Here is a 14,300-nt window from a genome sequence, read left to right as displayed (position 1 = left end):
TCACCCCTTCGCCATGTGCTTGAGGGCGTAGTCCTCGACCTGCTCGACGGTCTGGTTCAACACCGGGTTTCGCAGACCGGCGGCGTGCGCCTTCACGCGCACGCCCTTGCGGAGGTCCTTGCGCAGTTCCGACTTCTCCTGCCACTGACTTGGTGCCGTCGCATAAACCAGCTCCAGGTCGACCGCCAGGGGTGCGGAGCCATCTCCGTCCAGCTCGTCACCAGCGATCGACAGCAGCACCTGGTGCACGCCGTACTGGGTCTTGGTGAAGCCGGACCCCTCGTGCGCGTTCGCCTCCGCCTTGAGGTCGGCGGCGAACGCCTCAGCCTCCTTCAACCATTCCGCCCACGCTATCTGGTTGCTCTCCAGCCGCTCCAGGAGCTGCTTCAGGCGGTCCGAGAACTTCTCGTACTGGTGCGGGTTGTTGTCGATCCGGACCTGGACCTCCTTCTTCAGCTCGGTGGTCTTCTTGATCGCCGCCGTCTTCAGGTCCTCTTCGCTCTTCCCGCTGGTGTCGAAGTCCTGGTCGAACTCCGGGTCGGTGATGGAGCGGATCTTGAAGGTGACGCTGAGCCCAGTCGCGTCCAGGTGCTCCTCCAGCATCGCCCGGATCTTCTCCGAGTAGGCGGTGTGGTCGATGCTCTCCTTCTTCTCGATCGAAATCGTGGCGAAGCGGAGGAAGTTGGCCACCCACTTAAGGTCGGCGGTGAAGGCGAGCGCCGACGGATCAGGAGACAGGGCTTGATAGAAACCGATGAACTCGCGTGCCTTCCGGCGAAACTCAATCCACTTGTCTTCGGGGCGGAGGAGTTCGACTAGTGCGTGATACTGCTGATCCAACGTCTTGCCCGACCGCTTCGCGCCCTTGGCCATGGCCATGACCGCTGCATGCGCCGTGCGCAGCAACGAGCGCAGTTCATCCAGGTTCTTCATGGCGTTCTGCACATCGTCGGCCCGGTATGATTCCAGCGCTTCGTCGAGCTTATTGGAGACACCGATGTAGTCGACGATGAGACCGTTATGCTTCTTGTCGTCAGCCACCCGGTTGGTGCGCGCGATCGCCTGGAGCAGGGTGTGCTCGCGCAGGGGCTTGTCCAGGTACATGACGGACTCCGAGGGCGCGTCGAACCCGGTCAGCAGCTTGTCGCAGACGATCAGAAAGTGGGGAGGCTGCCCCCTCTTGCCGAACGCCCGCTTGGCCTCCCGCTCCCTCTCCTTGTCCAGGTACCAGGCCAACAGGTCCTTGCGGACACCGTGCTCGTGCGCGTCCTCTGACGGCTTCTCGTCTTCCTGGGACTTCGAGTAGACGCAGGCGGCATAGGCGTCCGCCTGCGTCCAGGCGTCGGCCTCCGCCATACCGCCCTTCGCCAGATCTTCGGCGATGACCTTGGTGAGCGCGCGCTTCAGCAACACCACCGCCTCCCGGTCTATCGCCACCACCTGGGCCTTGAAGCCGTCCGGCATTGCGTAGGCCTTGAAGTGGGTCCAGATGTCGAAGGCGATCAGCTCGACCCGCCTGGGGTGCTTCACCAGGTCAGCAACGGTGACGCCCCTCTCCTTGATCCGGGCGATCTCCTCATCCGGCAGGTCGGCGAACCAGTTGTCGAACAGGATGTCGATCTTGGCATCGTCGATTTGCCAGTCGGTCTTCCGCCCGGTGTAGTGGATCGGCACGGTGGCGCCGTCGCGCACGGCGTCGTCGATGCCGTACTTGTCCAGGTAGCCTTCACCCACCACACCGAAGTTGGCGTAGGTGTCCTTGTCGTTCTTCTTGATCGGCGTCCCGGTGAAGCCGAAGAAGCGCGCCTCCGGCAGGGTGGCGCGCAGGTAAGCGCCAAGATCCTTTTCTTGCGTGCGGTGGCACTCGTCCACCATCACGATCCAGTTCTTGGAGTTGGGGATGGGCGACTTCGACCCGGCGAACTTGAAGATGGTGGAGAGCACCGTCAGCCCGTCGACACCGCTGTGGATGTGCTTGTGCAGGTCGGCGACGCTATCGATCGAGACCGGATTGGGCAGGCCGCAGGCCTGGAAGGTGGCGCTGATCTGGTCGTCCAGGTCGATCCGGTCGGTCAGCACCATCAGGTTCGGGTTGGCGAGATCGCCGTCCGGGACCGTCAGGTGGGTCTTCAGCTTCAGGGCCAGGAACACCATGGTCAGGCTCTTGCCGGAGCCCTGGGTGTGCCAGATCAGGCCCCTGTCGTGCTTCCCCTGCACCACCCGGTCGACCACCTTGTTGACAGCACGGAACTGCTGGTAGCGGCAGGCCTTCTTGATGGTGGTGCCGGTGTCCGGGTCGGTCTCGAAGACGATGAAGTGGGCCAGCAGGTCGAGCAGCCGTGAGGGCTCCAGAAGGGACCAGAGGCCCTTCTGGAGCTCACTGGTGAACTCCTTCTCGTCCCTGGGCCAGGGGTCGCGCCAGTAGCCGTAGAACTTCGACGGCGCACCTGTGGCGCCGTAGAGCACGGTGGTGCCGTCGGTGACGATGTTGAACAGGTTCGTGTAGAACAGCCGGGCGATGTCGCGCTCGTACTGCTTGATCTGGTCGAACGCCTCTCCGGTCTTGCTCTTCGCCACCAGCGGCGACTTGGCTTCGATGACCACCAGCGGGATGCCGTTGACGTGCACCACCAAGTCCGGGATGCGCGACTTCTCCGCCTTCACGTAGAGCTGGGTGGTGACAGTAAACTCGTTGTTGGCGGGTGTGGCGAAGTCGATCAGCCGGAGCGTCTTCTCCGTCGGCTGACCCGAGACGGGCCGGGAGAAGCTGCCCCTGAGCAGGGCCAACCATTCCTGGTTGTCGCTCTTGGTGATCAGCTCGGCATAGGCAGCCTGGGCATCGGCCTCAGAGATGCCGTTCAGGCGCTGCAGGGCCTCCACCAGGTGGGGACGGAACAGGACCTGGTTCTCACCGTCCCGCAGGCCGCCCTGAGCGGCCTTCGGGACGAAGTCGTAGCCGATCGACACCAGGGCATCGATGGTCGGCTTCTCGGCGAGCTGGTACTCAGATCCCATCTGGCCTCTCGGTTCTTGTTGCCGTCAACTCGTCGCCGTCGATCGTGCCGGTCACATCCAAGTCCTCACCGAAGAGCCATCTTGGTATCGGCGCATCGGTCTTCGGGTTGTGCACCACACAGATCGGCGCTGGTGTGCGTTCCCAGCTCGCTTTCACCGTACCAAGAACAGCGCTCACTGGAACGTAATGGTCTGACCAGAAGGTGTCCGTCTCGACCTGGGCATTGTTGGCGTTGATCACGCGCGACCGTGCCGAGTTCTGAAACTCACCCCACTCCAGGGTGTGTCGGTTGATCTTCACCTGGATCGGGCCGATCGCTAAAGTCGCCTCCGCTGCCCAGGGCCATCCACTGATCCCCTCCGAGTCCATCACTGCGCCGAGCCAGTGACCGTTGACTGCGATCACGTAGCTGTCGCCAGGTTGGACAACGCCTTTTTCCCGATAGCGCTCCAGCTTTCGACGCTTCTCGGCAATAGCGTGCGTCCACCTGAGCAGGATCGGATCGTTGGGCCAATCGATGACCCCTGTAACGCCCGGTGGCGGTTTCACGAACTCCGACGGTACGCCCTTGGGAGTTGGGCAGATCGCTTCAACCCAGATACGTTGCCCTTCATGCTCAACGAGAAAGTCAGGTGCGTTACCCTTGGGGGCATGGACGGCCAAACCCAAATCGAGCAGGTGGCAACCGAGTACCATCTCCCATAGCTGCTGGAAGAACTGGTGCTCGTCGCCTGAATTCAGGTCGGCATGGAATTGTGGGGAGTCGAACCCTGCGGCTTGGTACTGGGCAAGCTTGTCCAGTGCGAACTTTCGACCATAGTCGCCTTCGGACCAGCGAGCTTCGAACGCGTCTCGTGCGCTACCGCCCATCACACAGCCACCCGCTTTCGACCGGTCAGTAGGTCAGCCATAAGTGCGGATTTCAACTTCAAGAGCAGGCTCTTATTCTCGTCGAGATGAAAGATGCGCCGATCAAAAACTTGGCTCTTATCGATGATTTCGGTCTGCTCTCCGATGGGTGGAATCGGCATCTCGATAGTAAGAAATGCTTTCTTTGAAATGTTCGACATCGAAGCACTTGTGCCAGACGCCAAAGACCGAATTGCACCAGATTTATAGAGCCTATTAACATTAAGTCCGATCCATTCTGTTTTCACACTCTCTTTCTTGGATCTAAAAGACCACAGCAGATCCGATAGAAAAATGTTTTCGGAACCCTGACGGATGTATGCGCTTGCACCGACTAGTGCAGGCGTATTCTTCCGATTGATGATGACGGTATCGCTTTCGACCGGAGTGGCGAGCCGTTCAATCTCGGCCGCAAGATCGACACGCTTGTTTTCGCTTACTTTGAAGCCCCCTCCTGAGACGGCACTAGTTTTTAGAACCCCCAATTCACCCGCACCTGCGGGATCACTATGCGCATTGACGCTAACCCCCGCTGAGGGGGGGGAAATTACATCGCATAGCGGCCCCACCTCCCACTCCTCCGGAATCTCACCGATCTCAGTCTGCTTGAAGCGGGTGTGGCCGATGCCTTTGGTCAGCAGCCGATCCATCACCCCCTGCTTGACCTTCTTCGTCTGCTCGATGACGGCTTCGGTGGCCTGGATGGCGCCGTCGACAGAGGTTAGGATCTCGGCGATCTTCCGCTGCTCTGGGAGGGGTGGGAGTGGTAGGTGATACTTCTGAAGGTCCTTGAAGTTGATCGACTTTCTGCGGTTCACACCGCCGGAGCTGAGACTGTTGAACTTTCCGGCCAAAGCGAGTCGCTTCAATGCTGCGAACACAAAGTCTCGATCTACGAAATTGGAGTCCACCTCAAACACTGTATACATCGGGCTTATTGCGCCGACTTCAATATTTCTGAGGTAGTCTATGGAGCCCTCATCTAGATGAATGGTCGCATAGGCAAAGTCTCCTTTTCGAACAATCTTATATTTTGACGTGTCTTGGCTGTGAACATTACGAGAAAAGTATTCTGCCTGCCTTACAAATCCACTGTGCTTAGTCATACTCAAGACTGGTGCTTTGGCTTCCCCCACCCACCTTTTAACCGGTTTGGCCCAATCTCCAATGGCAAGATCACACCAACCCTCTGGGACCTCAGTTGACATACCCAAGCTCCTCTAGGAACCGCATCATCCGGGTCTCGGCTTCGTCGCGTTCGGCCTGCAGGGCAACTAGCTTCTCGACCTCCGCAGCTACGTCGACCTCCTCTTCATCCTCACCGATGTGGACGTACCGGGTGATGTTCACGTTCCAGTCGTTAGCCTGGATCTCGTCCATCGGCACGACACGGGCCAGCTGGTCCTTGTCCTGGTAGTCCAGGTAGGCGCGTGACAGAGTTTCGACGTTGGCGTCCGAAAGCTGGTTTTGGTTCTTTCCTGGCACGAACTGCTTGGCACCGTTGACGATCAGCACCTTGCCTGTGTGGCCCTCGGGCTTGGTCTTGCGCACCAACATGATGCAGGCCGGGATGCCAGCGCCGTAGAACAGGTTCGGCGCGACGCCGATGACGGCGTCGATCAGGTCGGCCTTCAGCAGTCCCTCCCTGATGCGCCCCTCCGCACCGCCCCTGAACAGCACGCCATGGGGCAGCACGACGGCCATAAGGCCGTCGTCCTTCAGGCTGGCGATCATGTGCTGGACGAAGGCGAGATCGCCGTATCCCTTCGGCGGACAGCCGTAGGTGTCCCGCCCGAACGGGTCGCCATTTGACCAGATGTCATAGCCCCAGCTCTTGAGCGAGAAGGGCGGATTGGCCAGCACCCGGTCGAAGGTCCGCAGCGCCTTGGTGCCGTCGCCCACCAGGTGCATTGGGTTCAGCAGCGTGTCCGCCCGCTCGACGAAGGCGTCGTCGATGTCGTGCAGGAACAGGTTCATCTGGCAGATCGCCCAGGTGTTGAGGTTCTTCTCCTGGCCGTAGAGGCTGAGCGACTTCGGGTCCTGACCGTGCTCCTTCACGTACTGGTGGGCAGTGAGAAGCATGCCACCGGAGCCGCAGGTGGGGTCGTAGATGCTCATGCCCGGCTTGGGCTGCAGGCACGCCACCATCATGCGCACCACCTGCTTGGGCGTGTAGAACTCGCCGCCCTTCTTGCCGCTGTCGTCGGCGAACTGCTTGATCAGGTACTCGTAAGCGTTGCCCAGGATGTCGGCTTCGACATCGGCGTTGCGCAGCCGGTAGGTCTCGAAGTGCTGCAGCAGCCGCTCCAGCATGGCGTCCGGGAACCGCTCCTTGTTGTTGAAGTCGACGTCCTGGAACACGCCCCTAAGCCGGGTGTTCGCGTCTTCGATCGCCTGGAAGGCCTGGTTCAGCAGCTCGCCGATGTTGGTGGCGTGTTTGCGGACGTCCTTCCAGAAGTGGCCGGACGGGATGTCGAAGCGGTGCTCGTCCGGGTCTGCAGCCATCTCCTTGTCGCCGTAGACCGCCAGCCGCTCTTCGAACTCCTCCTCCCACACGTCGCACAGGCGCTTATAGAAGAGCAGGCCGAAGATGTAGTGCTTGTAGTCGGCGGCATCGATCGAGCCCCTGAGGATGTTGGCGGACTCCCAGAGGTGAGATTCGAGCTGCTGGAGGGTGATCTTCGGCATGGTCCGGATGTCATTCAGGTTGGGCGCCCGCCCGCCGCCAAGGCGGGAAGGGCACAGGCTTCGCGCTGGTGCCGAACGCTACAATCATTCCCGGAGGAATTGAACGATCGATGTCCGAACGGGTGGTTGGGCGGACCGGCGGTGAGTTTTGGGAAATTCCAAAAAAAACGGTCTGGGGAAGGTAACCGGAAAGACCGGGATTCCTGGCGGCGAACCCCCACACGTACGCCCCTGTTTCCTCACACTAGGTCAGGTTATGTCTTTCTGTGAGCTGGATGGGGCGGCACTCAGGCCGCCCCCAGCGTCCCTACGCCGTGGTTCGATCCCGGTCTTCGTCTTCTCGGCAATCACAATGCTCACCGTTATCGACGATGCATAGCGGATCGTAGAAATACAGGAGTACGGTCGCCATGGTTTCCTGAGCGATCAACTCTACGAGCGCATCGACCCCTCCAGGAATAAGCCCGGCTTTGTCGAGCTTCCGAAGCGATTTAGCGAGCTTCTTTGACATCGGAATCTCGTAGAAGTACAAGCCCGACTTCCAGTACCGATCATCAATCGCCACATGCATCACGCATCTCCTTTCAGGGAGTTGCCACCAGCATCGCGCTGTGCAAGGCGATCTTGGATGAGCGTACGGAGTAGGTTGGACTTCGTCCGGCTGAGCGCGAGCGCCAGACGGGAGAAACGGGCATGGACGTCCGGCGAAACCCGAGTGTCCAGACGAATGGTCAACGACATATTCATGATCTCCTATGCTGTGGGCGAACGCCTCGTCGCGTCCGATGTTCACGACATTGCCGGTGTCGGCCGGAACTTTCGTCCCTGTTCGGAGATTTTTTTCAGGTCCGATGTTGATCATGGGGAGAGCTTTGGGCTGCGGCATTCAGCCCAGGTCTAATGCCTGTTCCAGGTCATCATGCTCGAACGCGCTCGCCATCCTCTGGATCGATGACGCTGGTTCGCCAACGCGTGCGGCGACCTCACGCCATCGCTGGACCGCCTGCCCCACCTCCTGGACGATCTCACGCGCCCGCTTCTCCTTCAGCCTGAAGTCAGGATGAACGTCCAGGGCCAAACCGATCGAGCAGGTCCCGTCATCGAGCGAGATGGTGGTGGTCAGCACCCGAGCCTTCAGGTCGGTCGGCGTTGGGTTGAGGTCGTAGGCGGGCGACAGACACCAGCCCTCCGGACCCACCCGCAGAAAGCCGTGATTGCGCAGGTGATCGTCAATGTTCGATACCAGGATGTTGAAGACCATCCGGCGGTACAACTCCTCCAGGTCGGCGCGCGTACGCGACCCCAGGCGCGACAACTCGTCGGCGATCTCGATATAGCTGGCCCGCTGCCCGTCCGTGAGCTGCAGCATCGAGAGTGCTGACAGGAACGGGATTCGCGTCTCGTCCTGCCGGTCGAACCGCCAGGAGACCAGCACGGCTCTTCCGTCGACCTGGTGCAGCTCATGCCTGGGGGTCTGGATACCAGCCTGTGCAGCGAGCAGCAGGGCGATGTGCTCCCAGGTCTCGATGCTGTACTCGTCGGTGTCCTTGGGAAACTTGGCGATGGCCATCCGACCGGCAGGATCGATCACTGACGCCTTAGGACGCGCGCCACCTAGTGACGAGCCCGGTGCGAACATCATGCGCAGGTCGTCGTCGGTCTCTTCGTTGCGCTCGATCCGACGCACGCTCTCCAGGAGCGCGCCGAGTGCGATGAAGGGGGCGACACTGTCTTCATCGGCGGCCAGGAACACATCGCCACCCTCCGCCGTGAAGCGGAGGGCGCCAAGGCGGGATCGATCGGCGACGCCTAGGAGGAAGTCCAGCTCGCCCAACGTTCTCGGTTGCCGCCCGTCCCTCTCCGCCTGGCGCCTTTCCCGGCGGCGCATCAACTGGCGCCCCCAGGTATCGGGAGCCGAGTCACCGATGGTGCCGAAGATCTGTTGGCCCTGCGGGGGATGGTAGGTGCTCGTCGTCAGCGGAAGGGCAGGCTCAAGGACAAAGCGCTGCGGGTTCGCCAGCCAGTCCTCATGGTACCGGAACGACACCGTCTCGCCGCCCCGGCGGCGCTGACGGTAGAGCCTACCGACGCGATGGTCAGCATCCCCGAGCGCGATCCAAACATCGGCGGCGTCGAGTTGCCCTACGTCCTTCATTTCGGACGGACTCGCTGAGGCAATGCATCGATATCAAGGTCGGTCCCGAGCGCGTCCTGAGCCGGATCGGCCAAGGACGTTAGCCGATCGAGCAGACCAAGCGCATGGAGGACGGAGGCGTAGGTGCCGATGTTCACCCCAGGGTCGCCATTCTCGATCCGTGCCACGGTCTTCCTGGAGGCCAGGGCACGATCCGCCACCACCTGCATAGTGAGATTGCGGCGTTTTCTGGCGATCCTGATATCATCCCCGAGACGGCGCAGAGACCGCTGGACGACGCTTGAAGGCATGTTGGGTGTCGGCATTATTGTCCCTTATATAACCCCTTATCTGGCCTTAACGTAGCATGATCGACCCTTTATTTAAATCTGCCTTGGTAAGCTTACGGCCGATATCTGAGAAAATTTGAAAAAGTGGTCGGCACCCCGGTAGTGGCATAAACTGGGACTCCCGGCGGCGAACCCCGCCACCTACCCCCCGGTCCACCAATCGACGGACACTAGATGCTCGACCTGACCGTCCCGCTCGTCCGCCTTGTCCTGGAACTGCTATGACTAGCATCGAACTCCTGCCCATGGTCCTGGACGCAGCGGACCGCCTCGAAAGGGTGGTCCTTCGTTACGAAGCTGGTACCGTGACACCTCGGAAGGTTGAATGATTTGCAAAGGAAGCGTGTGGAGACGACTCGACGCCTATAGCCCTGGCGAGGGCGATGGATGCCGTTGCCAACGAGCATGCGACGAACACCGAGGTCTAGGCAGCGCGAGAGGAGAATGTTGGCCACTGAAGCGGCTGCAGCATGTTAAATGAACCCCACACTTCTCAAATAAGAAAAATGGTCAATCAATCCCAATCATCCACCGTGTTTTTGTCATTATTGAAAAGGCATTCACGCGCACGATTGATCTGGCCAATCTTGTCATATCACCAGAAATAAACCCCACAATTCTATCTATTTCTTCTCTCATATTCGTACCATCAATGCTTATATCGATTTGCTTCTCTAAACGAAAAATCATATCCCTATTCGATCCCACCACCCTATCGCGTCGCCTAGCTGCTTCTTCGGCCAAATCGAAACCAGGAACCTGTACTACTTCAGAACAAGCCTTCCCACCACTACCAGGTTCAACATACGTATATCGATGATGTCCACTCAGTGTGGAAGCTTTTACAAAATTTGTATTTTTAACGACCTCATTGCCTGCTGAATACATCCATAGATCACTATATGTATAAAATGCAGGAGAAGAATACCCCACTAGCGCATCCTCTCCGGCATGATTATCCAGGCTCTCTAGAGCGGATTGCTGGTGCTTTGTTAGATTAAACCTGAAATACGGAGCACCCCAATCTTCCCATTCTTTTGATCTTGCGTCTTCTAAATACTCTGGTCGCTTATGTTGCAAAAACAAATTAAATTTAAACTTAGGAAACCGTTCAATACAGTCATCAAGCGCCCGCCAATAAGATGCATTTAACTCAAATCCACCAGGCACTATGTTTACCGGATACAAACTCGACGGAACAGGACTGGCAAATAACTTCCAAAACTCGGTGGAAGAACATACAAGAGCTACATCTATCCCAATTTTATTTTCTAACACTTGCCCTGGAGCATAAATAAAACCGTTCTGAGCACTAATTTCAGAATTAATTTGTGTCTCGAATTCTTTTTCCTCGAATTGCGCTTTCATACTCCGCCCCCCGCCGCAAGTCAGGTTGAATTATCATTCATGTACGGGAAGAGATGCAATCGCCACCCAGTATATCACTGGGTGGCGTTCTATCTGTAACTCTGCGACCGCTAAAGCTTGGCTGCGATCCGACCCGCCTCGATGTGGGTGTATCGCATGAGCATGGCTGCTGTCCGATGCCCCGACACCAAGGCCACCTCGGGTAGGCTAAACCCCCGCTCGAAAAGCCGACTGATGGCCTCGTGGCGGAGATCATGAAAGTGGAGGTCATCGATCTTCGAGCGCCGCAGGATGCGCTTCCAGGCCATCTTGACCCCTGTGGTGCTTGTCGCAAACACCCTGGTGTCGTCGCTCAGATCGGCCGCACGGCGGGCAGCCGCAAGGGCACGTTCACTCAACGGTACCAACCGGCTCCGCCCGTTCTTCGAGACCCGGATCAACGCCAGCCGCTTCTCATGATCGATGTCGGACTTCTGGAGCGCGACGATCTCACCCTGGCGCATGGCGGTCTCCAATGCGAACGTCACCACCAGTGGGATGACCTTGTTCCGGCACGACGCGCAAGCAGCCTCCAGGCGCTTCTCCTCGTCAGCACTAAGCCGCCGGGACCGCCCTGGTGACGCAGTCGGCTTGATGATAAGCCGGAACGGATTTGCGGCACCAACGAGCCCCCAGGACTTCTCGGCAACATCCCAGACGTGCTGGAGGGTGCCCAGGTCCCGGCGCACTGTATCGACCGACACCAGGGATAGGCGACGGTCCCGGTAGTCGGCAACGTCTCCTGAGGTGATCGATCCCACGATCTTTGAGGCGATCTTGTCCTGCTCCATCTTCCCCAGGCGCAGCTTTTCGATGGCAGAGCTGCGCTTTGCAGGTGTGATTTCGCGCTTATAGCGGTCGATCAGGTCGCCGAGTGTGGTGCGGCTAGGATGGAGGCCCTCGGAGTTCGATCGGCGTCCTCTCAGTTCCTTCTCGATCTGTGCAGCCCAGGCGACCGCCTCCTGGTACCGTTCGAAGGTCTTGGTCAAAACAGGCTTGTCCTTGAGCCGGACCTGAGCTTGCCAGCGACCTGAGCGCTTGCGGATGGTGGGCATGGTCGAACCTCACTGTGACACGGAGTGTGACAGCAACGGTCTTCAATGAACCTGGAGGCCTGACGTACGGTCGAAATCTCAATGAAATCAACCGGATGTATGGTGGGCGCGGCTGGGATTGAACCAGCGACCCCTACGATGTCAACGTAGTGCTCTCCCGCTGAGCTACGCGCCCACTTTGCCGATCTGGATGGCCCCGGGAGGGGCCGGCCGGCGGCGGCACTGACGGGAACTCCGTGCCGCGAGCGGCTGGTCTTAATGCCCCTCTGCAAGCTTGGCAACCCTATTTTCACGTAGCCCGACCAGGCCTCTGCCGGACCGCCCTCCGGCACGCCGGGCGAGCAAACTTCCGAGGCCCTGGCCCGTCGACTCACCGCCCCTGCCCCGCCGCCACAGCGAGGCTCGCGCCCAAGACCTTGCCTTACCTCGCGTATCGGAGGGCCCGGTGACGCACCCCACGCTCAAACCGGTGACAGGGGCCCCGTGTTGCTCTATCTCAATGACATGGACGAGCGCGCCGACAGCCTGCCCGAACCCGCTGACACCGGCATGCCGGCGCGCGCTGCGGCAACCGATTCGGCGATCGGTCCGGGCGGGGGCACGCCCCGCGCCGGCACCTCCGGTCGCGTCGATGGGGCCGTTCAGCCTCCGGCGGCCGCGCTCCCGGGGACGACCGTTCAGGGACCTGCCCTTGAGGCCCCCTCCCCGTCCTCGAACGCCGTGCCGAAGAGCGCTCTGCCGCCGCACGCCCTGCCGACCGGACACCTGGTCCGTCCGGTGCCGGCCCATGCCCGCCCGGCTGGCGAGCCGCTGCACCCGCATGTGGCGGCCGAAACCGGCGCCGATGCCGCGCTGCCGCCGCCGGTGACCGTGCGGCGGCCGGTACGCCAGACCCTGCCGATCGTCGTCTCCTCGCCCCATTCGGGCCGCCACTACCCCGACGACCTGCTGACCCGCACCGGGCTCGACGAGCGCACCCTGCGTTCCAGCGAGGACAGCTTCGTCGACGAGTTGTTCGCCGCCGCCCCGGAGCTCGGCGCGCCGCTGGTCGCCGCCACCTTCCCGCGGGTCTATGTGGACGCCAACCGCGAGCCCTACGAGCTCGACCCGGCGATGTTCTCCGACCCGCTGCCCGACTACGTGACCACCCGCAACGCCCGGATCGCCGCGGGGCTCGGCACCATCGCCCGGGTCGTCTCCAACGCCGTGCCGGTCTATGCTGGCAAGCTCGCCTTCGAGGACGCGGTGCATCGGATCGAGGGCTACTGGCGGCCCTATCACACCGCCCTGACCGAGGCGATCGAGGAGACCCGCAGCCGCTTCGGCTACTGCATCCTGGTCGACGCCCATTCCATGCCGTCCAACGTGCAGACCATCGGCGCCGACGGCCGCGCCTATCCGGTGGGCGACATCGTGCTGGGCGACTGCCACGGCACCAGTTGCTCGCCGGTGCTGACCAGCCGGATGGAGCGGCTGCTCGGTCACCAGGGCTACCGGGTGCGGCGCAACACCCCCTATGCCGGTGGCTACGTCACCCGGCATTACGGCCGCCCGGATCTTGGCATCCACGCGCTGCAGATCGAGGTCAAGCGCGGCCTCTACATGGACGAACGCAAGCTCGAGCGCACGTCGGGCCTGCAGCGCCTGGCCGCCGACATGCGCCGGGCGATCGCCGGGCTGGCGACCTTCGATCCGCGCCGGCCGCTGGGCGACGCTGACTGATCTTTCCAGCCTGATCCTTCGGGTATCGCCGATATCTGGCACGAGCCTTGCTTTGTCTGCGGCAAAGGAGGCCCGACATGCCGATTGCCCGATCCCTGCCCGTTCTGTTCGCGCTCGCCGCCCTGATGCTTCCGGCCCTCTCAGGCCCGGCCCGAGCGGCCCCGCACGCCCCGGTGACCCCGGAAGCGCATGGGCTCTGCGTCGCCGCGACCCGCCAGGCCGAGATCGACAACCACCTGCCGCCGCACTTGCTGGCGGCGATCTCGCTGGCCGAGACCGGACGCTGGAGCAGCGAGTACCGGGCAAGCTTTTCCTGGCCATGGACGGTGATGGCGGAGGGCATCGGGCGATATCTGCCGAGCAAGGCGGCGGCGATTGCCGAGGTGAAGAAGCTCCAGGCGCGCGGCATCACCAACATCGATGTCGGCTGCATGCAGATCAACCTGTACTACCACGGTGACGCGTTCCGGGACCTGGAGCATGCCTTCGATCCCATGGCCAACGCCGAATATGCGGCCGCCTTCCTGGCCGACCTGAACCAGACCACGCGGTCCTGGACCAAGGCGGTTGCCTATTACCACTCGCGCGATGAGGAGCGCGGCCCGTATTACCAGAAGAAGGTCTACGATCTGTGGTACGGCCAGCGCGAGCATCTGGTGGCGAGTGCCGCCGGCATGCCGCTGATGCATAGCGCCGTCGCCCAGCAGCGCCAGGCCGAGCGCGAGGCGCTGGCCAAGGAGCGCGAGCGGCAGGTCGAGCTGCAGCGGGTGCGCGCGGCGGCCCGGGCGGCCAACGTGGCCTTCCTGCAGCGCCAGGCGGCCCTGACCGAGGCGCGGATGATGTCCGAGTTCGAAGCCCGCAAGGCCAAGGCGCTCGCCGCCTTCCGCGAGCGCAAGGCGAAGCGCGAGGCGACCCAGCAGGGCGGATGACGGCGGGTTCGAGAACCGCCCTTCTACTTACACTTTCACTCCCCGGATTTATTCCGGAGCGGGGAACCGGCTCGCAAGGACGCCCGAGTT

11 protein-coding genes and 1 tRNA gene are annotated in these 14,300 nt (G+C 61.1%); 2 read left to right on the top strand and 10 right to left on the bottom strand.

The window, feature by feature from the left end:
- The 10 genes from ACOQOP_RS02415 to ACOQOP_RS02370 form a co-directional block, all read right to left on the bottom strand.
- On the bottom strand, nucleotides 1-3,015 hold the full coding sequence (locus tag ACOQOP_RS02415) for a type I restriction endonuclease subunit R (RefSeq protein WP_420564723.1): 3,015 nt from the start codon (nucleotides 3,013-3,015) through the stop codon (nucleotides 1-3).
- Nucleotides 3,005-3,886 carry a hypothetical protein gene (locus ACOQOP_RS02410; RefSeq protein ID WP_420564722.1) on the bottom strand — a complete coding sequence of 294 codons (882 nt, stop codon included), beginning with the start codon at nucleotides 3,884-3,886 and terminating at the stop codon, nucleotides 3,005-3,007. Before ACOQOP_RS02410 ends, ACOQOP_RS02415 begins: the two co-directional genes overlap by 11 nt.
- Nucleotides 3,886-5,133: a restriction endonuclease subunit S gene (locus ACOQOP_RS02405; RefSeq protein ID WP_420564721.1), complete on the bottom strand. Its 1,248-nt coding sequence runs from the start codon at nucleotides 5,131-5,133 to the stop codon at nucleotides 3,886-3,888. Before ACOQOP_RS02405 ends, ACOQOP_RS02410 begins: the two co-directional genes overlap by 1 nt.
- Nucleotides 5,123-6,613, bottom strand: coding sequence for an N-6 DNA methylase (locus ACOQOP_RS02400; RefSeq protein ID WP_420564720.1), 1,491 nt, complete (start codon nucleotides 6,611-6,613; stop codon nucleotides 5,123-5,125). Before ACOQOP_RS02400 ends, ACOQOP_RS02405 begins: the two co-directional genes overlap by 11 nt.
- Before the next feature lie 307 nt (nucleotides 6,614-6,920).
- Complete coding sequence (locus tag ACOQOP_RS02395) at nucleotides 6,921-7,184, bottom strand: hypothetical protein (RefSeq protein WP_420564719.1); 264 nt, start codon at nucleotides 7,182-7,184, stop codon at nucleotides 6,921-6,923.
- A 315-nt stretch (nucleotides 7,185-7,499) separates the two neighbouring features.
- Nucleotides 7,500-8,768 (bottom strand): type II toxin-antitoxin system HipA family toxin, encoded by a 1,269-nt coding sequence (locus tag ACOQOP_RS02390; RefSeq protein WP_420564718.1) that lies wholly within the window; start codon nucleotides 8,766-8,768, stop codon nucleotides 7,500-7,502.
- Nucleotides 8,765-9,073 (bottom strand): helix-turn-helix domain-containing protein, encoded by a 309-nt coding sequence (locus ACOQOP_RS02385; protein ID WP_420564717.1) that lies wholly within the window; start codon nucleotides 9,071-9,073, stop codon nucleotides 8,765-8,767. The genes ACOQOP_RS02390 and ACOQOP_RS02385 overlap by 4 nt, the downstream gene beginning before the upstream one ends.
- Nucleotides 9,074-9,607: 534 nt before the next feature.
- The gene (locus ACOQOP_RS02380) at nucleotides 9,608-10,465 is read right to left on the bottom strand and encodes a hypothetical protein (RefSeq protein ID WP_420564716.1); all 858 of its coding nucleotides are present in this window, start codon (nucleotides 10,463-10,465) and stop codon (nucleotides 9,608-9,610) included.
- Between the two features lie 110 nt (nucleotides 10,466-10,575).
- A complete protein-coding gene (locus ACOQOP_RS02375; protein WP_420564715.1) occupies nucleotides 10,576-11,559 on the bottom strand; it encodes an integrase in 984 nt (327 codons plus the stop codon).
- Between the two features lie 100 nt (nucleotides 11,560-11,659).
- Nucleotides 11,660-11,734, bottom strand: a tRNA-Val gene (locus ACOQOP_RS02370).
- Between the two features lie 308 nt (nucleotides 11,735-12,042).
- Between ACOQOP_RS02370 and ACOQOP_RS02365 the strand changes: the two genes are divergently transcribed.
- Both ACOQOP_RS02365 and ACOQOP_RS02360 read left to right on the top strand, forming a co-directional pair.
- Nucleotides 12,043-13,281, top strand: a complete 1,239-nt coding sequence (locus ACOQOP_RS02365; RefSeq protein WP_420564714.1) for an N-formylglutamate amidohydrolase — start codon at nucleotides 12,043-12,045, stop codon at nucleotides 13,279-13,281.
- Between the two features lie 77 nt (nucleotides 13,282-13,358).
- Nucleotides 13,359-14,210 carry a murein transglycosylase gene (locus ACOQOP_RS02360; protein ID WP_420564713.1) on the top strand — a complete coding sequence of 284 codons (852 nt, stop codon included), beginning with the start codon at nucleotides 13,359-13,361 and terminating at the stop codon, nucleotides 14,208-14,210.
- Nucleotides 14,211-14,300 lie beyond the last annotated feature (90 nt).

Source organism: Thalassobaculum sp. (assembly GCF_965223715.1).
Lineage (GTDB): Bacteria > Pseudomonadota > Alphaproteobacteria > Thalassobaculales > Thalassobaculaceae > Thalassobaculum.
The sequence above is the reverse complement of the archived record's forward strand: the minus strand, read 5'-3'. Positions and strand labels throughout refer to the sequence as shown.